This is a genomic window from Ensifer sp. Root31, assembly GCF_001424825.1.
GTDB lineage: Bacteria > Pseudomonadota > Alphaproteobacteria > Rhizobiales > Rhizobiaceae > Ensifer > Ensifer canadensis.
Genome location: NZ_LMCO01000006.1, coordinates 226,959 through 245,649 on the forward strand (window position 1 = coordinate 226,959; position 18,691 = coordinate 245,649).

The 18,691-nt window shown below is 61.3% G+C and carries 17 protein-coding genes; 11 read left to right on the plus strand and 6 right to left on the minus strand.

Translation table 11 applies throughout. The features are described from left to right. Positions 1-33 precede the first annotated feature (33 nt). The 5 genes from ASD00_RS07945 (at position 34) to ASD00_RS07965 (ending at position 7,103) form a co-directional block, all read left to right on the plus strand. Positions 34-1,458, plus strand: coding sequence for an extracellular solute-binding protein (locus tag ASD00_RS07945; protein WP_225906381.1), 1,425 nt, complete (start codon positions 34-36; stop codon positions 1,456-1,458). Continuing rightward, on the plus strand, positions 1,445-2,629 hold the full coding sequence (locus tag ASD00_RS07950) for an ADP-ribosylglycohydrolase family protein (protein ID WP_057205892.1): 1,185 nt from the start codon (positions 1,445-1,447) through the stop codon (positions 2,627-2,629). The genes ASD00_RS07945 and ASD00_RS07950 overlap by 14 nt, the downstream gene beginning before the upstream one ends. Positions 2,630-2,646: 17 nt before the next feature. Beyond that, complete coding sequence (locus tag ASD00_RS07955) at positions 2,647-4,755, plus strand: ADP-ribosylglycohydrolase family protein (RefSeq protein ID WP_244496026.1); 2,109 nt, start codon at positions 2,647-2,649, stop codon at positions 4,753-4,755. A gap of 78 nt (positions 4,756-4,833) precedes the next feature. After that, positions 4,834-5,889, plus strand: coding sequence for a sn-glycerol-3-phosphate ABC transporter ATP-binding protein UgpC (gene ugpC, locus ASD00_RS07960; RefSeq protein WP_057205894.1), 1,056 nt, complete (start codon positions 4,834-4,836; stop codon positions 5,887-5,889). Continuing rightward, positions 5,886-7,103 carry a CoA transferase gene (locus ASD00_RS07965; RefSeq protein WP_057205896.1) on the plus strand — a complete coding sequence of 406 codons (1,218 nt, stop codon included), beginning with the start codon at positions 5,886-5,888 and terminating at the stop codon, positions 7,101-7,103. Before ugpC ends, ASD00_RS07965 begins: the two co-directional genes overlap by 4 nt. Positions 7,104-7,140: 37 nt before the next feature. Here the strand turns inward: ASD00_RS07965 and ASD00_RS07970 are convergent, their stop codons facing one another. Continuing rightward, entirely contained in the window at positions 7,141-7,554 is a 414-nt protein-coding gene (locus tag ASD00_RS07970) for a VOC family protein (RefSeq protein WP_057206150.1), read from the minus strand. A gap of 2 nt (positions 7,555-7,556) precedes the next feature. Further along, entirely contained in the window at positions 7,557-8,573 is a 1,017-nt protein-coding gene (locus ASD00_RS07975; protein ID WP_057205899.1) for a threonine/serine dehydratase, read from the minus strand. A gap of 86 nt (positions 8,574-8,659) precedes the next feature. Between ASD00_RS07975 and ASD00_RS07980 the strand changes: the two genes are divergently transcribed. After that, positions 8,660-9,994 (plus strand): PLP-dependent aminotransferase family protein, encoded by a 1,335-nt coding sequence (locus ASD00_RS07980; protein ID WP_057205900.1) that lies wholly within the window; start codon positions 8,660-8,662, stop codon positions 9,992-9,994. Positions 9,995-10,111: 117 nt separating this feature from the next. Here ASD00_RS07980 and ASD00_RS07985 read toward each other — a convergent pair whose 3' ends face one another. Next, positions 10,112-10,549: a hypothetical protein gene (locus ASD00_RS07985; protein WP_025429699.1), complete on the minus strand. Its 438-nt coding sequence runs from the start codon at positions 10,547-10,549 to the stop codon at positions 10,112-10,114. Positions 10,550-10,772: 223 nt separating this feature from the next. Between ASD00_RS07985 and ASD00_RS07990 the strand changes: the two genes are divergently transcribed. From ASD00_RS07990 to ASD00_RS08000, 3 genes are all read left to right on the plus strand, one after another. Further along, positions 10,773-11,108 (plus strand): hypothetical protein, encoded by a 336-nt coding sequence (locus ASD00_RS07990; protein WP_025429700.1) that lies wholly within the window; start codon positions 10,773-10,775, stop codon positions 11,106-11,108. Positions 11,109-11,629: 521 nt separating this feature from the next. Then, positions 11,630-13,582, plus strand: a complete 1,953-nt coding sequence (locus ASD00_RS07995; protein ID WP_057205902.1) for a hypothetical protein — start codon at positions 11,630-11,632, stop codon at positions 13,580-13,582. 33 nt (positions 13,583-13,615) lie between these two features. Further along, positions 13,616-13,834 (plus strand): hypothetical protein, encoded by a 219-nt coding sequence (locus ASD00_RS08000; RefSeq protein WP_057205904.1) that lies wholly within the window; start codon positions 13,616-13,618, stop codon positions 13,832-13,834. Between the two features lie 213 nt (positions 13,835-14,047). On the opposite strand, the gene ASD00_RS08005 is transcribed toward ASD00_RS08000, so the two are convergent. Then, a complete protein-coding gene (locus ASD00_RS08005; protein WP_025429703.1) occupies positions 14,048-14,515 on the minus strand; it encodes a GNAT family N-acetyltransferase in 468 nt (155 codons plus the stop codon). A 480-nt stretch (positions 14,516-14,995) separates the two neighbouring features. Further along, positions 14,996-16,354 (minus strand): dicarboxylate/amino acid:cation symporter, encoded by a 1,359-nt coding sequence (locus tag ASD00_RS08010; RefSeq protein WP_057205906.1) that lies wholly within the window; start codon positions 16,352-16,354, stop codon positions 14,996-14,998. Between ASD00_RS08010 and ASD00_RS39825 the strand changes: the two genes are divergently transcribed. Next, the gene (locus ASD00_RS39825; RefSeq protein WP_107027870.1) at positions 16,311-16,604 is read left to right on the plus strand and encodes a hypothetical protein; all 294 of its coding nucleotides are present in this window, start codon (positions 16,311-16,313) and stop codon (positions 16,602-16,604) included. The genes ASD00_RS08010 and ASD00_RS39825 overlap by 44 nt on opposite strands. Positions 16,605-16,676: 72 nt before the next feature. Continuing rightward, complete coding sequence (locus ASD00_RS08015; protein WP_025429705.1) at positions 16,677-17,108, plus strand: OsmC family protein; 432 nt, start codon at positions 16,677-16,679, stop codon at positions 17,106-17,108. Between the two features lie 192 nt (positions 17,109-17,300). Here ASD00_RS08015 and ASD00_RS08020 read toward each other — a convergent pair whose 3' ends face one another. After that, the gene (locus ASD00_RS08020; RefSeq protein WP_057205908.1) at positions 17,301-18,323 is read right to left on the minus strand and encodes an LLM class flavin-dependent oxidoreductase; all 1,023 of its coding nucleotides are present in this window, start codon (positions 18,321-18,323) and stop codon (positions 17,301-17,303) included. Between the last annotated feature and the right edge of the window lie 368 nt (positions 18,324-18,691).

Genomic DNA, 18,691 nt, shown 5'->3' on the forward strand with positions numbered 1-18,691 from the left:
GACAAAGAAGCCTATCTAAACGGAGGAGACGAAATGCTTAGAAAAATGGTCCTGCTGGCATCGACAGCCCTGGCGCTCAGCCTTGGTGCTGCCGCCCCGACAATGGCCGAACCGGTCAAGATCCGGGTTGTGTCCAAGGACTTCACCCCATCCAACCCAGACGACGTCAAGCACCTGCAGCGTATTGAGGAAGCGCTCCGGGCGCAGGGCACCGATCTCGACATCGAACTCGTCGACCTGCCGTCTTCCGGCTATGCCGACAAGCTGTCGGTCATGCTGCTTTCGGGCGATATCCCCGACCTGATCTATTTTCAGGGTGGCGACGCCAAGATGGTCGAGCAGGGCGTGCTTGAAGACCTCGGCCCGATGTTGGCCGACACCAAGTACCTGAAGGACGCGCTGTGGCCGCACAATGTCGAGCGCCTCAAGAACTATCCCTACCTGCTCTACGTCTATCCGGTGCGCGGACCCCAGCCGGTGATCCGCAAGGACTGGCTGGAAAAGACCGGCCTCAAGGCGCCCGAAACCGTCGAAGACTATGTGACTTTGTTCAAGGCCATCAAGGACGGTGATCTCGACGGCAATGGCGTCGCCGACAGCTACGGCGTGACCACGGCCGACAACACCAACGAGCTCGATTCGATCTTCAACCAGGCCTTCGGCATCACCGGAACCTGGATGAAGAACGCAGGCGGTGAGTGGGTGCAGTCGCGCATCACCTCCCAAGAGAAGGATAAGATCGCCTTCTACGCCTCGCTGCGCGAGCAGGGCCTCTACGATCCCGAATACATCACCACCAAGTTCGACGTGAAGGAAGACAAGTTCTACACCGGCCGGGCGGGCGTGATCTTCGGCTCCTCCGGCGAAGTCATCGACATCTATGGCGGCAAGATGCGCCAGGTCCATCCGGGTACCGAACTGGTGCTTCTGGCGCCACCGAAGGGACCGGGCGGGCAGGGCCTTGCAGCGGTCGACGTCTCCAAGGAATCGCGCGGGCTGGCGATTTCCGCCATCTCCGAGCACAAGGCCGAAGTGATGAAGCTGCTCGACTTCATGGCGAGCCCCGAAGGCCAGATGTTCGATCGCCTCGGCTTCGAGGGTCAGGAATACACCAAGGACGGCGACAGCTACAAAGTCACCGACAAGATCGCGACCTGGTACGCCCGTTTCATGGTTGCGGCCAACTGGACCCCACCCGTCGTTTGGCAGTCCGAAGCGGCGCAGCAGTCGCTGGCGACGATCCAGAAGGACTTCAAGCCGGACAACACCTTCGTGTGGCCGGCGGACTACGCGGCCGATCTCGACGCGACCGAAAACGTCTATCGGTCCTGGGTCTACAAGTTCATCTCCGGCGCCGCCAAGATGGATCAGTGGGACCAGTATGTCGCGGAGTGGGAAGCGGCAGGGGGAAAACGTCTCAACGAGTATGCAAGGACAGTTCTAGATGCAGAAAAGTAGCGTTCAAGGGCTCTCCCTGAAGGGGAGGGTCCGCGCGCTCATCCATGGCGTCGCGCTCGGCGACGCCATGGGGGCGCCGGTCGAAAAGCTGCCGGCCGCGGAGATCGCGGCCAGGTATGGGCGGGTGACGTCGCTTAACACCGAGTGGCACAAGATGTCGCTGGATGCCACGGCCCGCAACGGCCGGGTGCGCGGCAACGGCATCGTCACCGACGACACGCTGATGACGCTCTGCCTGATGGATATCTATGGCGAGGTCCGCAGGCATCTCGATGCCTGGGACATGGCCGACGGCATGGTCAAGCAGATCGCCTGGGTGCCGCGCTACGTGCCGGAACTGCAGCGCGAAGCGATGCTGATCGAGCGGCTGTTCTATCCCGAGAAGTGGATATTCCAGCGCCACCAGCTTACCTCGTGCGATCCGCGCCAAGGTGGCATCGGCAACATGGTCAATTGCGGCGCGGCGATGTATGTGGCGCCGATCGGCGTCGTCAATGCCTGCGATCCGAAGGCCGCCTATGACGAGGCGATCGCATTCGCCTCCGGCCACCAGGAAAGCTTCGGGCTTGAAGCTGCCGGCGCGTTTGCCGCCGCAGTCGCCGCGGCCTTCATCCCGGGAACGGATATCGAAGGCGTGATCGAAGCGGTTCTGGCACTGGCCAAGGACGGCACGCGCAACGCCATTGCTGACATCGCCGAAGTTGCCCGCAAGCTCAAGGCGCAGGGTGCTGACTATCAGACAGTCGTTGCCGCGTTTCATGCGGCCATCGCGCCCTATTCTCCCATGGGCGACGACGTCAACCACACGCCCGCCAAGGCAGGGCGGCTGACTGCCGCCTATCAGCCAAGCCGCCTCGGCTCGATCGAGGAACTGCCTTTGGCACTTGGATTCTGCCTGTTCAACGACGGCGATTTCCGCCGGTCGATCGAGGATGGCATCAATTCCGGCCGCGATACCGACTCCATTGGCGTCATGGCTGGCGCGATCCTTGGCGCGATGCATGGCGAAGGCGTCATCGATGCCGCCGACCACGCCCTGCTCGACGATGTCAACAAGCTGGACCTCACCGCCTCCGCCGATCGGTTCTCCGAAACGGCGACCATCATCCAGGCCGCCGACCAGGCGGTAGCCGACCGGCGGACCAGCTTCCGCGCTGCCCTCACATTCTGATTGATAACGAAAGACGCATGATGCCCAAGCTCAGCAAAGAGACGATTTACGAGAAGATCTATGCCGGTTTCATCGGCAAGGCCATTGGCGTTCGCCTTGGTGCGCCGGTCGAACCGACGATCTGGAGCTATGAGCGCGTCCAGAAGACCTATGGCGAAGTTACCCAGTACCTGCGCGATTTCAAGAATTTTGCCGCCGATGACGACACCAACGGCCCGGTCTACTTCATCCGTGCTCTGCGCGACTATGGCCTCAAGGCCAGTGCGGCCGATGTCGGCAAGACCTGGGTGAACTATGCCGCCGAAGAGCATGGCATGTACTGGTGGGGCGGTTTCGGCGTCTCGACCGAACACACCGCCTACCGCAACCTGCGCGCCGGCATCCCCGCGCCGCAGTCCGGATCGATCGCCCAGAACGGCGCAACCGTTGCCGAACAGATCGGCGGCCAGATCTTCATCGACAGCTGGGGCTGGGTGCATCCGGGCGAGCCGCAGAAGGCGGCTGACGCTTCGGCCCGTGCGGCAAGCGTCGCCCATGACGGCGACGGCCTGAATGGCGCCCGCTTCTGCGCCGCCGCAATCGCCAAGGCATTCGAGGCGACGTCGATCGCCGAGGTGATCGACGCTGCCATGGCGACCATTGACGCAAAATCGACCTATGCCCGCGTTGCGCAGGCCGTGATCGACTTCCACAAGGCCAGCCCCGGCAACTGGCGCGCCTGCCGTGACATGCTGACGGCCGAATGGGGCTATGACCGCTATCCCGGCGTCTGCCACATCATCCCGAACGCCGGTGTCACTGTCATGGCGATCCTTTATGGCGAAGGCGATCTGCCGCGCACCGCCGAGATCGCGACCATGGCCGGCTGGGATACCGACTGCAACGCCGGCAATGCCGGTGCCATCGTAGGCACGTTCCAGGGGCTTCAGCCGAACTGGCACAAGTACCGCAAGCCAATCAACGACTTCATCGTCGCCTCGGGCGTCGTCGGCTCGATCAACATCGTCGATATTCCGTCTTTTGCCCGGGAACTGACCGTGCTGGCGCTGCAACTGCGCGAAGACGATGTGCCGGCCCTTTGGTTCGAGGACTTTACCCGCCGTGGCGTCCGCTTCGACTTCGATCTGCCGGGCTCGACCCATGGTTTCCGCACCGAGGGCTTCAACCAGATCAGCCTCAAGGGCTCGGCCGAAAGGCAGGCCGAAGGCTCGCGCGGCTCGCTCGAGATCCAGCTTGACCGGCTCGAGCGCGGCCAGGGTGGACGTATCTTCTGGAAGCCGTTCTATCGCCGGTCCGATTTCGACGACGAGCGCTATCGTCCGATGTTCTCGCCGCTGGTCGATGCCGGACAGAAAGTGTCGTTCAAGCTATGGCTCGATCCGTGGAACGGTGACTGCAACCTGCGCGTCGCGCCCTATATCCGCCGCGCGATGTCAGGCGCGATCGAAGAGACCGGTGCGTGGCACGTTCCCAACCACGAAGGCTGGCAGGACTACGCATTCACCGTGCCGGAAGGCGCCGAAGCGATCGACGAGATCGGCATTCAGGTCGAGTACTTCGGTCGTCTGAAATTCCTCGGCCGCCTGTTCCTCGCCGATTTCAAGATCGAGGGTGCTGGCAAGACTGTCATCGACCCCAAGACCGAAGTGCAGGAGTGGGGTGCGATCTCGCGCTTTACCTGGAACCGTGGTCACTGGACGCTGCAGGACGGCCGCATTCACGCCCATACGGCCAGCGATGCCGATATGTGGACGGGCCATTACTACGCCCGCGACGTCGAGGTCCTGGCGGATATCAAGCCGCTTACCGGGCCGTCGCAACTGGTGACGGCCCGCGTGCAGGGCACCAGCCGGTTCTATGCCGCAGGCTTCGACGGCGACGACGTCGTCATCCTCAAGGAGGATTTCGGCACCACCGTTCTCGCGCGCGCCCCGTTCAAGCGTGAGCTCGGCAAGAGCTACGGTTTCGCGTTTTCGGTAAAGGGCGATGCGCTGTCCTTTGCCATCGACGGCAAGCCGTTGATCGAGGCGAGCGATGACCAGTTTGCCTATGGCATGGCCGGCCTTCGCCTCGGCGCGCTCGGTCGCATGAGCGTCGGAACGTTCGAGATTATCGAGTCCGCCTGAGCGGGTTTGATCCTGCCTGCCGGTCCAACGGGCCGGCGGGCCAGAACCGCATCGGCCTATCAATTGGGAGGAGAAACCATGTCCGAGATCGAACTGCGGAATGTGGGAAAGAGCTACGGCAGCCTGCCGGTGCTCGATAATATTTCGCTGGACATGGGCAGCGGCGAATTCGTGGTGCTGGTCGGCCCGTCCGGTTGCGGAAAGTCGACGCTGCTGCGGATGATCGCGGGGCTGGAAGACATCAGCGCCGGCGAAATCACCATCGGCGGCCGGATCGTCAACGACATGCCGGCCAAGGAGCGCGACCTTGCCATGGTGTTCCAGAGCTATGCGCTCTATCCGCACATGAAGGTGGCCGACAATATGAGCTTCGCGCTGAAGCTCGCCGGCGTTTCGAAGAGCGAGATCAAGCGTCGCGTCGATGAAGCAGCCGACATCCTTGGCCTTGGGCATCTGCTCGAACGGCTTCCACGCGAATTGTCGGGCGGTCAGCGTCAGCGCGTGGCCATGGGGCGCGCCATCGTGCGCGATCCGCGTGCATTTCTCTTCGACGAGCCGCTCTCCAATCTCGACGCCAAGCTCCGGGTGAAGATGCGCGGCGAGATCAAGAAGCTGCACCAGCGGCTGGGCAAGACCACGATCTATGTCACCCACGACCAGACCGAGGCCATGACCATGGCCGACAAGATCGTGGTTCTGAACGGTGGCAAGATCGAGCAGATGGGGCCGCCGCTGGAGCTTTACAAAAACCCGCAGAACCTGTTCGTTGCCAGCTTCATCGGCTCGCCTGAGATCAACCTCTTGCGTGGCGAGGTCGACGGCCAGATGCTACGGCTTGCCGACGACGCCCGCCTGCCGCTGCCTTCGGGCCATGGGCTCGCACAGGGGCGCAAGGTCGTCTACGGCATCCGCCCGCAACACATCCAGCTTGCCGACAACGGCATCGCCGCCGAGGTTGTGCTGGTCGAGCCGACCGGGGAGGCACAGGAGGTCATGCTGCGACTCGAGACCACGGATATCACCGTGGTTCTCGGCGAAAGCGCATTACTGCAATCGGGCGCGAACGTGACGATCGGCTTCGACACCGCCAATATCCTATTGTTCGACGACAAGACCGGCGGGCGCATCCAATGAGCGAATTTGGCAGGAAACACTGGGATCCGAACGCCGAGGGGCCTCTCGAAGGGGTCAAGGTTCTCGACCTTTCGCGTCTCGTCGCCGGCAACATGTTGTCGCTGCAGCTTGCCGATTTCGGCGCCGACGTGATCAAGATCGAACCGCCGGCCGGTGATCCGCTGCGCGAATGGAAAGACGAAGGCCTGTCGCTGTTCTGGAAGACCTATGGGCGCAACAAGCGCTCTGTCGTCCTGAATTTGCGCGAAACGGCCGACCGCGAGGCACTCTGGGCGCTGGTTGCGAGCGCCGACGTCTTCATCGAGAATTTTCGCCCGGGAACGCTCGAACAGATGGGCTTTGGCCCGGAGGCGCTGCTCGCGCGCAATCCCGATCTCGTCGTCGTGCGCATATCCGGTTTCGGGCAGACAGGCCCCTATGCGGAATTTCCCGGCTTCGGCACCATCGTCGAAGGCATGAGCGGCTATGCCTACCGCACCGGTTTTCCCGACCGCGAACCTGTGCTGCCGCCGCTCGCGCTCGCCGACATGATCGCCGGTGTCTACGGCATGTCGGCGACGATGACGGCGCTCTTTGCGCGCGAAAAGGGCAGAGCGCGCGGGCAGGTCATCGACCTGTCGCTGCTGGAGCCGATCTTTTCCGTGCTTGGCCCCGAGGCCGGTATCTACGCGCTCAACGGCACGGTCAAGGAACGCATCGGCAGCGCCTCGAACACCGCATGCCCGCGCAACGTCTACCGCTGCGCCGATGGCAAATACGTCGCGCTCTCCGGTTCGACGCCGGCGGTCGCCCGGCGGATATTCGAGATCATCGGCCGGGCCGACATGAACGATGATCCGCGCTTCCGCTCCAACAGCGAACGCCTCAAGCATCGCGATCTGGTCGATGACGCCATCGGAGCCTGGTTTGCCGTGCGCTCGCATGACGAAGCCCTTGCCACCATGCGCGACAGTGGCGCAACGGTCGGGCCGATCTACAACATTGCCGACGCCACCGAGGACGCACATTTTGCCGAGCGCGAGGTGATCGTATCGCTGGATGATGCGGAGCACGGTGCGCTGCCCATGCACAACATCGTGCCGCGCATGTCCGAAACACCGGGACGCTTCCGGCGTCCGGCACCGGCGCTTGGTGAACATACGGCCGAGGTGCTGGCAGAAGTGGGGTTTAATGCCACGATAGCGGCGGCGATCGTTGCCGGAGCAGGCCGATAAGGCTGCGTCCCGCTTTACGCGCCGGCCATTCGGACCGTTACGGTAAAAGGGGCAGAAGGTCATCTCTACAGACGACATGCACCTTGTTGCCGTCGGGGTCGCGCAGATATGCACCGTAGTAGCCATCTCCATAGTGCGGCCTCGGACCGGGAACGCCCTCGTCCGTACCGCCGGCCGCAAGGCCGGCAGCATGGGCCTGGTCGACCGCCGCAGGTGTCGGCGCGAGAAATGCGACCATGCTACCGTTTCCCACACTGGCAGGCTTCCTGTCGAACGGCTCATAGACGTAGAAGCGCGGCAATGCCTGGCCTGATGCGATCCAGCACGCTGCAGCCGGTCCGCCATCCGGAGCAACTGTTCGCCTGACAAGACCAAGAGGCGCGAGAACGGCGTCGTAGAAGACGGAGGCACGATCAAGGTCGCTGCAACCAACCGTGACGTGGCTGAACATGTTCATGCCCTGCCGACCGTTGGCTCTCCACTCGCCAGGATGGCGCCGGCAAGATCCAAATCGACGTTCCGGCCGGATAGCGTGACGGCAAACGTACGTCCCTCGAGCGGTATCTTGCGGGCGAGCACAGCCGCCAACGCGACAGCGCTTCCAGGCTCGAGAGCCAAGCCGAATTCGCTGAAGGCCACGCGCATGGCCTCCTTTGCTTCGTCATCCGTGACAGCAAGCGTACCGGCCAGATCAGGTCTGATGATCTCGAAGGGAATCTCTGCCATGTAGAGCCCGCTGATGGCGTCGCAGATCGAATGGCCGCCTGGTGCCAGGTTGATGCGTTTGCCGGCTGCGAGCGATTTCGCCATCTTCTCGAACCCAACGGCCTCGACGCCATAAACCTTGGTGGACGGAGACGCCTTGCTCAACCCCAGCAGGCAACCGGCGGTCAGTCCGCCGCCGGAGCAGCAGGTCAGCAATACATCGATCTGGGCATTCAGCCTCGCGGCCTGTTCCGCCATTTCAAGCGCGACGGTGCCGGCACCGGCAACCACCCAGAAATCGTCGGCCGGCGGTATAAGCACCCGATCCTCGCGACGCGTGATTTCAGCTGCCACGTCGGCGAGGTCTTTCATCGGAACCTTCACGACGCGTGCTCCATAGGCCGCGATCCGTTCGGCCTTTGCCGCCGGTGCGGTCTCCGGCACGACGACCACGGCTGATGTGCCCATCAGGCCGGCGCAATAGGCAATCGCAAGGCCGTGATTGCCGGAAGACCGGGCGACGACGCCACGCCGCCGTTCGTCGTCGGTCAGCGACCCTACCCTGTTGACCGCGCCACGCAGCTTGAACGAACCCGTGACCTGCAGGCTTTCAGCCTTGAGCAGCAACCGGCCACCATATTTCTGGTTGAGATATGGCGATTCCAGCAGGGGCGTCTCGATGCAGTATTTGCCGATACGGCGGGCGGCCGCTTCGACATCGTGTAGAGTTGGCAGGGAAGTTGTCGGGACGGTGGAGAAGGGCATGACATTGATCCGGCGCTGCAATTTGTTTTACAAATGCACCGATGCCATAAGAGTTCAATTGGTTTATTGCCCTCGGAGCATTTGAGATGCTGGATTACCGCGCCGTCGCCGACGTTGTCGCCGGCGAGATCGCCTCTGGAAAGCTGCCGCCCGGTTCGCGGCTGCAGCCGCAAAGAACCTTTGCCTATGAGAGAGGAATAGCGGTCTCGACCGCCAGCCGTGTTTATGCCGAACTCGTTCGCCGCGGTCTGGTTATCGGCGAAGTCGGGCGTGGGACCTTCGTCAGGACGCCGGACCGGCTGCAATCTGCGCGGATCAGCGAGATCGCCGACGCGCCGATCGATTTGCAACTGGCGACATCGGGTTCCCTGGAGCAGGCGGCCCTGATGGCGCCGGCGTTCAAGAACATGGCCAACCCGGCAACACTCTTTGACGCGATGGACGCTCTCGGTCCCTTCGGGCCAAAGGGCGTCGGCGAGATCGTCGCGCGCTATCTCGCGCACGATCATTGGTCCCCGAGGCCTGACGGCATCCTTCTTGCCGGTGGAGGACGCCAAGCGATTGCATGCGCCATGGCAGCTGTCTGCAAACCTGGCGATCGCATCGGTGTCGAGCCGTTGACCTATCCGTCGGTCATCCGCATGGCGGCTCGGCTCGGCTTGCAGCTCGTGCCGCTTGAGATCGACGGTGACGGCGTCGACGTTGCGGCGCTTATCAGGGTGCATCGCGCGAAGCCGCTCGATGCGATCTACATCCAGCCGACCATCCATAACCCGCTCGGCTTTTCGATGTCGCACGCACGACGAACTGCCCTCGCCGAGGCGCTCGAGGAGACCGGGCTGCTCTGCATCGAGGACGCTGCCTTTGCATTCCTTTCCGACGCGGCACCGCTTGCGGCCTATGCGCCGGAGCGTGTCGTCTACGTCAACAGCATGCAGAAGCGGCTTGGTCCGGGCGTTGGCGTTGGCATTGTCGTCGCGCCGCCGCAGGTCAAGGATCGCATTGCCGCGGTCATGCGTGCCGGAGGCTGGATGGCGTCGTCCCTATCAATGCGCTTGGTGCTATCCTGGATCTCTGACGGCACAGCCGCCCATGTTTCGGAGCTGAAGCGGAAGGATGGGCGCGATCGGCAGTTGCTGACGGCGCGCATTCTCGGCCCCGTGTCGCCGTCGGCGGAAAGCAACGCCTTTCATATCTGGCTCGAACTGCCGGAGATCTGGAGTGCCGGGGCGTTCGTTTCGGCGGCCGCTGTACAAGGCGTCGCCATCACGCCTGCGGGCGTGTTTAGTGCCATCCCAGGGCGTGCACCAAACGCGGTGCGCGTCGCGATCTCCGCTCCGCCGCTCAAGGACCTGGAGCGCGGGCTTCACGTGATCCGATCCCTGCTGGCCTCGGTGCCTGGCGACGCCGAGATCGAGTGACGAAGACTTGAAGCAAGCGGGGGCATGGCCCGGCGCTTTTAATCTCGCCAACATCTCTACATCAGCGAACTACCATCCTGCCGCGCAGCATCTCACAACAGTGAAATGCGGCTCGCGTCAGCCGACGAACAGCGCGCGCAGCCGGGCGAATAGGCCGCTGCGTTCGCCAGTCGAGATCGACCTGACGAGTTCTGCGGCCGTCTGCGCGTTCACCGTTGCACCGAAATGGCAGTAGCAGATCACGCCGTGCAGCTGCCAGTCGCGCAACTCGAAGAACCTGAGGGCTTCGCCATAGGTGTCGTTTTCCATGCCTGCGGCACGCAGCATGGTATCTTCGAACGCGACGGAGATCGGCGAGCCGTCGCTGCGCAATGTATCGCGCACGGCAGCGGACTGGTGTTCGGTTTCATACAATGTCGCCAAGTGTCGGGACGGGCTCTGCTCGAGAACCTCCGCCCAACGTTCGAGGCGTTCCCTGCGAGACATGCTCAGCGGCCGGCATTCCGGTTCGATTTGTGCAAAGACCTGCAATTGCTCGCGTGTATGGTGCTTCATTGTTGCCTCCATTTAGACGATAGATGCTCTGCGCCAGCCCATTTCACCCTACCGAAAGCGTGACTCTTGTTGGGCGCGAAGTCCAATCACGATGATGCTTCGTGACCCGCTGCCAATCCGGCGCCGCGACAATCCGTCCACAGGCAACACGCCCGCATGGGCGAAGTACCCAGATTTTGACATCTTGTGGGATCACTCAGGCTGCGTATTGAGGGAGGCTTCCATGAAGACAAAGGCACGCGACCGCGAACTCATCGACGTGATGAGACGATATTTCGCGGCAAAAGCTGAGCTATCCGAGCTACGAGCGCAGCTGGAGCAGGCCAGACGCGCCGCCGGTGCGGACATCGGTAGCTTTTACGATCCGCGCACCAATACCAGCCATGCAGACGACGTCATGCGTTCGCATGCTCTCAACAGCGAGATGCGCTCGCTGATGGATCGAGCCGAAGCCTGGGGCAGACAAGAGATTGCGACATTGAGACGAGATTTGCCGGCGGAGGAGTTGCAATCCGAACCGGATCCAACGGATGAGCCGGCTGCATCCGGTATCGAATAAGCGCCGTCCAACCCTGAGGTCGTGCCGAGAGCCTTGACGCGTGCCCGGATACAGGGACATGCCGCCGGCATGACAACCGTAACTGCGCAAGCGCGATAGGCTCGGAGCGCCAAGTCACCCTGAGCGTGCATTGGCGGTCTTCGGTCAAGCCGTGGCGCCAAGCAGCCAAGCCCCGCTGCAGCATTGGTGCTTTCGATGAACGCAGAGAGCGATCAGGGCCTTCGCCGCGGGACATCGGCCGCGATTCCCTGTCGTTGCGTCAAAAATTGGAATAAAACCTGGAGTGGAACGTAGAATAGACCGCCTGTCGATTACCCATTGGTGCTGGTAAGCTATGGAAACTCCCTTCTCCCACAGTAAATTCCCGGTTGAATTGCGTGAGGTATTAAGACAAACTCTGTCGCGCAATCGTTTGTCCAATCGCTTCCTAGATTAGTGGCCGAAGGGCTTAGATACTGCTGTTGAATTTTTTTCGGCACGCGGATGCCAATCAATATTGGCGGAACGGCTTAAAGGTACAAATGGCTTTCTTGCTGCAAACCTTTGGGGGCTTGAGGCTCGTCGATTCAGAGGGAAGGCAAATTGCCTATCCCGAGAAAGGTTTGTTACTTCTCGCTTATTTGCTCACGACCAAAGATGGAGCCGAACACCGAACGGTGATGGCCGCATTCTTGTGGGGCAACGAAGACAGTGCCGTTCCGCTCGTGAACATGCGCAAGTTGATTTCCAGGATAAAGGTCCGCCAGGACGAAATTGGAGCGCAATTCCTCTCCTTTACCAGTAGCATGATCCATATGGATCGCGCGTCGTTGTCATCGGACATGGATCCGGCGACCGATAGCGAAATAGCCGATCCCTTGCCCCAGCTCCGCAGCCTTGCAACGCTGATGCACAGGTCATTCCTGGGGGCGGTCGGCTGTCAGAGCCGCGCTTTTTATGGCTGGCTCGCGGAACAGAAAGACCGCCAAAATACCCTTCTCAAAGCTTTGTTGCGAAAAGCGGCGCGCGCGCCGCGTTCGGAGGAAGAGGCTGACGTTCTCAAGGATGCGGGGATATTGCTCATCGAGGCGGAATACGCGGATCCGAATCCCGATACGTTGCAGTTGCTTGTCGAAATCTTTCAAGCCGAAGAGCAAGTCGACCACCTCAGGAAAATTCTCGAGAGGCGACGCGATGCGCTTGCACGAGGTGCCGATCTCGTGAACACCTTGGCGAGCCGGGATGCCGGACCTGGACCGGTCGCACGGCCGTACGCTCGTGCCGCCAGCATGTCCGAACCTGATTTTCAGACTGGATCTGGACAAACGCACCGTCATGCAATCCCTCGTCTGGTGCTGTTGCCTCCAAGCGACTATGTCGGGCGCCCGGACTTTGGCTTCATCGCGAGCGCCCTGATCGAGGACATCACCATCGGGTTTTGCGCCTTCAACAGCCTTCAGGTGATCGCCCACCATTCTGCCGTCCGGATCGGGCGCCAGCTTGAGGACCAGGCTGATTTCTTTGAGCGATTTTCTCTGAACTACATCCTCGACAGCCGGATCAGCAGTCAGACAAGCGAAGGGACGTTGTTCGTCCAGCTCATCTTCTTTCCCGATAATGAAGTCGTGTGGGCGGAAAGGTTCAGCCTGAGCCATCCGGAACTCGTCGCCACCCGGCGTGTGATCGCACGAAACATCGCGCTTTCGGTTTCAAGCGAGATCGAGCGGCATGAGGCGGCGCGTCTTTATCGCGAGCTGAATCCGGCAGCGTACCACAGCTATCTCGTGGGACGACGGCACCTGAACCGGCTGACGCTGCCGGACCTGCGGCGCGCCCGCAAGGAGATGAAGACCGCACTCCATGCGAGCGCCGATTTTGCGCCGGCGCTGAGTTCGATCGCCAGGACCTACTCAAAGGAATGGCTGCTGACGGCACGTGGCGACCTCGAACTGCTGAAGGCGGCCGAGGTGTTTGCTACGCGTGCCATCGGGGCCCGCCGGAATCTGGCAGACGGCTATCGCGAGTTCGGCGTGGCCAAGCTGTTGCAGGGGGCTTTCGATGAAAGCGCGGAAGCAATGGAACTCGCGGAGACGCTTGGTCCCCATTATGCCGATATCATTGCCGACCATGCCGATACACTCGTCCATTGCTCGCTTCCCGGCAAGGCGTTGGAAAAGATCGAACATGCGATTGAGCTCAATCCGTTGAGCCCGGACTCCTATCTCTGGACCGCCGCAGGTGCGAACTACGCGTTGAGTGAATTCGAGACATCGCTGGATTACATCGGACGTATGGCCGATCCGAGCCTGGCCGACAGGCTCTCGGCCGCGAACTGGGCGATGTTGGGCCATAGGGACAGAGCGCGTGTCTTTGTTCGCCGGGTGCGCGAAGCCAACCCCAATTTCGACCTGGACACGTGGCTTGCCGCCGTTCCCAGCAAGGAACAATGGCACAAGGACCTCTACAGAGAAGGCTTGAAGAGGGCAGGATTTTAGACCGAGCAGATCCATAGTGAGAGGGGAATACGGATGGCCAAAGTTGTTGTGATAGGTATCGAAGGTGAGGACGGCCTTTGGATTGTCGATCTGAAGGCTCGCAGCGTCGAGCCGCTGGATTCACCGAAGGCCGGGGGACTGAAGACGGTTGCCGATCTACGTGCCGCCGGGGTGAGCGTGATCAAGGGGGCCGACGTGGCGTTGGTCGTCAAGTCGGCTGCCGCCGCGTCGTCGGGGCACTACGAAGGGTAGGGCGCCGGCTTAAAAAACGGCAGCACAAGCCTGGCTGAAGGCGTGGATTGTCTCGGCCATGGGGTCAAGGTGCAGCGCAATGCTGGTGTGAAGCCTCGGCGTGACTTGGTACGCCCCGAGTTTGGACTGCTGGCGCCAGAGCGTATGCAGCGCGGGGGATGCCTAGCAATCATCCAAGCGAACTCAGGCACGGGCCGGTTACATCACAAATCATCAGCGCGCTGACTCAGGACTCCACTTTAGCGGCTTTGAATAAATCCTGAGCTTCGTAGCCTGATTGTAGCCGCTCGCCTTATAGTATTCGGCAGTGGCGCCCTCACTTTGCGACAAAAGCCACGCGCTCGAAAAGCCGGAACTCAAGGCTTCAGCCTCAAGAAATCTTAGCAGTTGCTTGCCGATGCCACGTCCCTGGTGAGAAGGCAGAACCGCGATTTCAGGAATGTACAGGCCCCTGCCGGCCGCCGACGTATGGGGGAGGCCGATCGCAAAGCCAAGCAACGCGCCATTTTCCAATGCCCCGACGCCGAGCCAACCGGGAGTGGTCGACAACTCGCCCATCCGTGCCGTCGCTCTCTCCAAGGTCCACGCCTCGTTCCAAGGCGGCCCGATATATGCCTTCACGATGATGGCCGCCGCCCGCAACGCGTGGTCTTCATTTATCCGTTGGAAGATGACCGGCATTCGAGCTCCGCTTGTCACGTGCTGTTAAGGCAGAAATCACGGCCATTCAGTATTCCAATCGCTGGCAGATAACAACTCTACGGTATTGCTGATAGTAATTCAAACGCGCTGATTGAAGCGCGAGTATTACCGGCAATCCGCCAGTCTTGAGTTCGGAATGATCTGCCACGATTTGGGGTAGCCGACCTTCGGTCCTGCTTCACTGACGCTATCGATGCGAGGCGTTGCAGCCACCTTAGAAGCCGGTGCGTGCGCAGGTTCCTCGAACTGCAACATCGCGGTCGTGCGACAAGCGCTGCTCAACCTCAGGATAATGCAGGCGGTTTGGCTGGCGCGCGCCAAACCGTGCCGGTGGAAGCTTGAACCAGCACTCATGTGAGAACGAGACTGCCGCAAATGATCCGAGGCACCGAGCGGTTTAGCCAGGCAATAGAATCAAGAAGCCGGCGAGATGCCGGCTTCCTCTGGGTGTGAATCCAATCAGGCCGTCTGGAGGCCTACAGCCGGTTCCGGATCCTCTATGGACTTGCCGGCATTGTAGACGGTCTCGTCGAGAATGCCTTCGCGCTTGGAGACGATCGTTGGCACCAACGCCTGTCCGGCGACGTTGACGGCAGTGCGGCCCATGTCGAGGATCGGGTCGATGGCAAGCAACAGGCCGACACCTTCGAGCGGAAGGCCAAGCGTCGACAGGGTGAGCGTCAGCATGACGGTCGCCCCCGTCAGGCCGGCAGTCGCGGCCGAGCCGAGCACGGAAACGAAGATGATCAGCACATATTCCTGCAGCCCGAGCGGTACGCCAAAGAATTGCGCGATGAAAATCGCCGAGATTGCCGGGTAGATCGCCGCGCAACCATCCATCTTGGTCGTAGCGCCAAGCGGGACGGCAAAGGCGGCAAACTCGCGCGGCACGCCGAGGCTCTTCTCCGTCACGGTTTCGGTGACAGGCAGGGTGCCGACAGAGGAGCGCGAGACGAACGCGAGCTGGATTGCCGGCCATGCACCGGCAAAGAAGCGCGATGGCTTCAGGCCATGCGCGATCAGCAGCGCGGGATAGACGACGAAGAGCACGATGGCGAGGCCGATATAGACAGCAGCTGCATACCAGCCGAGTTGCGCCAGCGTTCCCCAGCCATATTGCGCCACGGCGCGGCCGAGCAGGCCGATGGTGCCGATCGGCGTCAGGCGAATGACCCACCAGAGGATCTTGCGGACGATCGCGAGAAGCGACTGGTTGAAGGCAAGGAAGGGCGTGGCCGCTTCGCCTGCTTTCAGCGCGGCGGCACCAAAGGCGATGGAAACAACGAGGATCTGCAGCACGTTGAAATTCAACGACGTACTGGCACTTCCTTCCGTCAGCTTGGTGCTTGCCTCCAGGCCCAGCATGTTGCCGGGAACCAGGCCCTTGAGGAAATCAAGCCATGAGCCGGCATAGGACGGCGCCTTGGCAGCCTCCTGCGACACCGCCGAGCCGACGCCTGGCTGGATGATGAGGCCGAGCGCGATGCCGATGATGACAGCGATGAACGAGGTGATCGCGAACCAGAGGAGGGTTTGCCAGACGAGCTTCGCTGCATTCTGAAGCGTCGCCAGATTGGCAATGGAGGCAACGATCGCCGTGAACACGAGCGGCGGGACCAACGCGCGCAGAAGCTGCACGAAGATGGAGCCGATCGTCTGGAGCGTCACGGTCAACCAGTTGGGGTTGCCGGCCGCATCGACGCCCATGTTTCGGGCGATGAGGCCGAGCAGCAGTCCAATGACCATGGCTGCCAGAACTTGGAAACCGAAGGACATGAAAAACGGCTTCGGCGGGGATTTGATAGTGGCTTGGGACACGATTCACACTCGATTGATTGATGGAGCAGAGCGTTCGGGAGGAAACTTCCGCAACGGCGACAAATTAGTCAAGGTTGTGACAGAGGATAAGCAACCGTTTGGCTCGGGACCAATCATAGGTGGAATAATTTTCCCGGTTGAACGCTTGGCCACGGTGCATGGCGGAGGGGCGAAACCGGCAATCCGTTACGTTGCGCCCGTTTGCTGGGCCGCAAGCCGTGTATTCGGGCGCTGGCGGGTAGCAGCGTAAGCTATCCACACATACCAATCCGACGCCACTGCTCTATCTGGTGCCTGTGGATTTCACCCTGAGGAGAAGAGCATGCAGATCAATCGCACAGGATCGGCGAAATGGGCCGGCGGTCTCAAGGACGGTAAGGGTCAGATTTCGACGCAGAGCGGCGCGCTCAAGGAGTATCCGTATGGTTTTGCAGCGCGCTTCGAAGGCGTCGCGGGTACCAACCCGGAGGAACTCATCGGTGCGGCTCACGCCGGTTGCTTTACCATGGCGTTGTCACTGATCCTTGGGGAGGCTGGCCTGACGGCCGACAGCATGGAGACGACCGCCAAGGTCACGCTTGAGTCCGTCGCCGATGGCTTTGCCATCACGGCTATCCACCTGGCGTTGAAGGGCCGTGTGCCGGGCGCGGATCTGGCAAAATTCACTGAGCTGGCAAACAAGGCGAAAGCGGGATGCCCGGTGTCAAAGGCACTTGGTGCGGTTCCGATAACACTCGACGTCAGTTTGGCATGAGAAGCCCGTGTGCGCCGACGACAGCGCCGCGCGTCTTATTGGACGCGCAAAGGTCACTGCAGCACTTTGAATGGCCGCAACTTTATCCTGAAATCGAATTGGATTTAAGGAAACATGCGGTAGGTCGGCGCACGCGGATATCTTCATGCCAGTCGAATTCGATCGCCGGTGCGAACGAACGCGTCTTGTCGCTCAACGCCAGCCGAGTGCGGGCGCCACGTGCTTCAGGATCGCCTCGATGACGTGCGCATTGTAGTCGACGCCGAGCTGGTTCGGCACCGTCAGCAGCAGCGTATCGGCTTCGGCGACGGCCTCATCCCCGGCGAGCTGCTTGATGAGCACATCAGGCTCGGCCGCATAAGACCGGCCGAAGATCGCCCTTGTGTTCTCGTCGATGAAGCCGATCGTATCCTGTTCCTTGCCGCTTCGGCCGAAATATGCGCGGTCGCGATCATCGACGATGGCGAAGATGCTGCGGCTGACGGAAACCCTCGGCGTGCGGGTGTGGCCCGCTTCCTTCCACGCCTCCCGGTAGGCGCGGATCTGTGCTGCCTGCTGGACGTGGAACGGCTCGCCGGTCTCATCGTCCTTCAGGGTCGAACTCTGCAGGTTCATGCCGAGCTTTGCCGCCCAGACGGCGGTGGCGTTCGAACTGGAACCCCACCAGATGCGGTCGCGCAACCCTTCGGAATGGGGTTCGAGGCGCAACAGTCCTGGCGGGTTCGGGAACATCGGCCGTGGGTTGGGTTGGGCGAAACCGTTGCCTTTCAGTGCTTCGAGAAACACTTCGGCGTGGCTGCGGCCCATATCCGCATCCGACGCGCCGTCCTGCGGCTGATAACCGAAATATCGCCAGCCATCGATCACCTGTTCCGGCGATCCTCGGCTGAGACCGAGCTGCAGGCGTGAGCCGGAGATCAGGTCGGCGGCACCGGCGTCTTCGGCCATATAAAGCGGGTTCTCGTAGCGCATATCGATGACGGCCGTGCCGATCTCGATGCGCTTCGTCCTTGCGCCGACGGCAGCCAGAAGCGGGAAGGGGGAGGCAAGCTGCCGGGCAAAGTGATGAACACGGAAATAGGCGCCGTCAGCGCCGAGCTCCTCGGCGGCAACTGCAAGGTCGATAGACTGCAGAAGCGCATCGCCTGCCGAGCGGGTTTGCGACTGGGAGGAGGGGGTCCAATGGCCGAAGGAAAGGAATCCGATTTTCTTCACGATAGTGCCGCCTGCGAATATGTCGTTGATACTCTTCTAGATGGCATAGGACAGGCTCGAGGGACAGCAGTGGAGGGTCGAACGCTGTGTTTCCGATCTGCTCATGAACCACCATGTTGCACCAAGCTCCAAACACTCAACGCTCGTCATCCATATCCAACGCCGCAAGGCCATGGCAGAGTGGAAAGCCGTGACCGTAATGCCCACCTAAATCACGACCCGATGCTCCATTCCGTCCCTTTTCGAACAACGTGACAGAACCTCGGCAGGCTATGAAAAAGGCTCAAGCTGCGGAGGCGGCTCGGGGGAGAAGCCGTGACCTGAAGTTGTGATTTTCGCGGCCCGACGAGACAGCATAGTATATATTA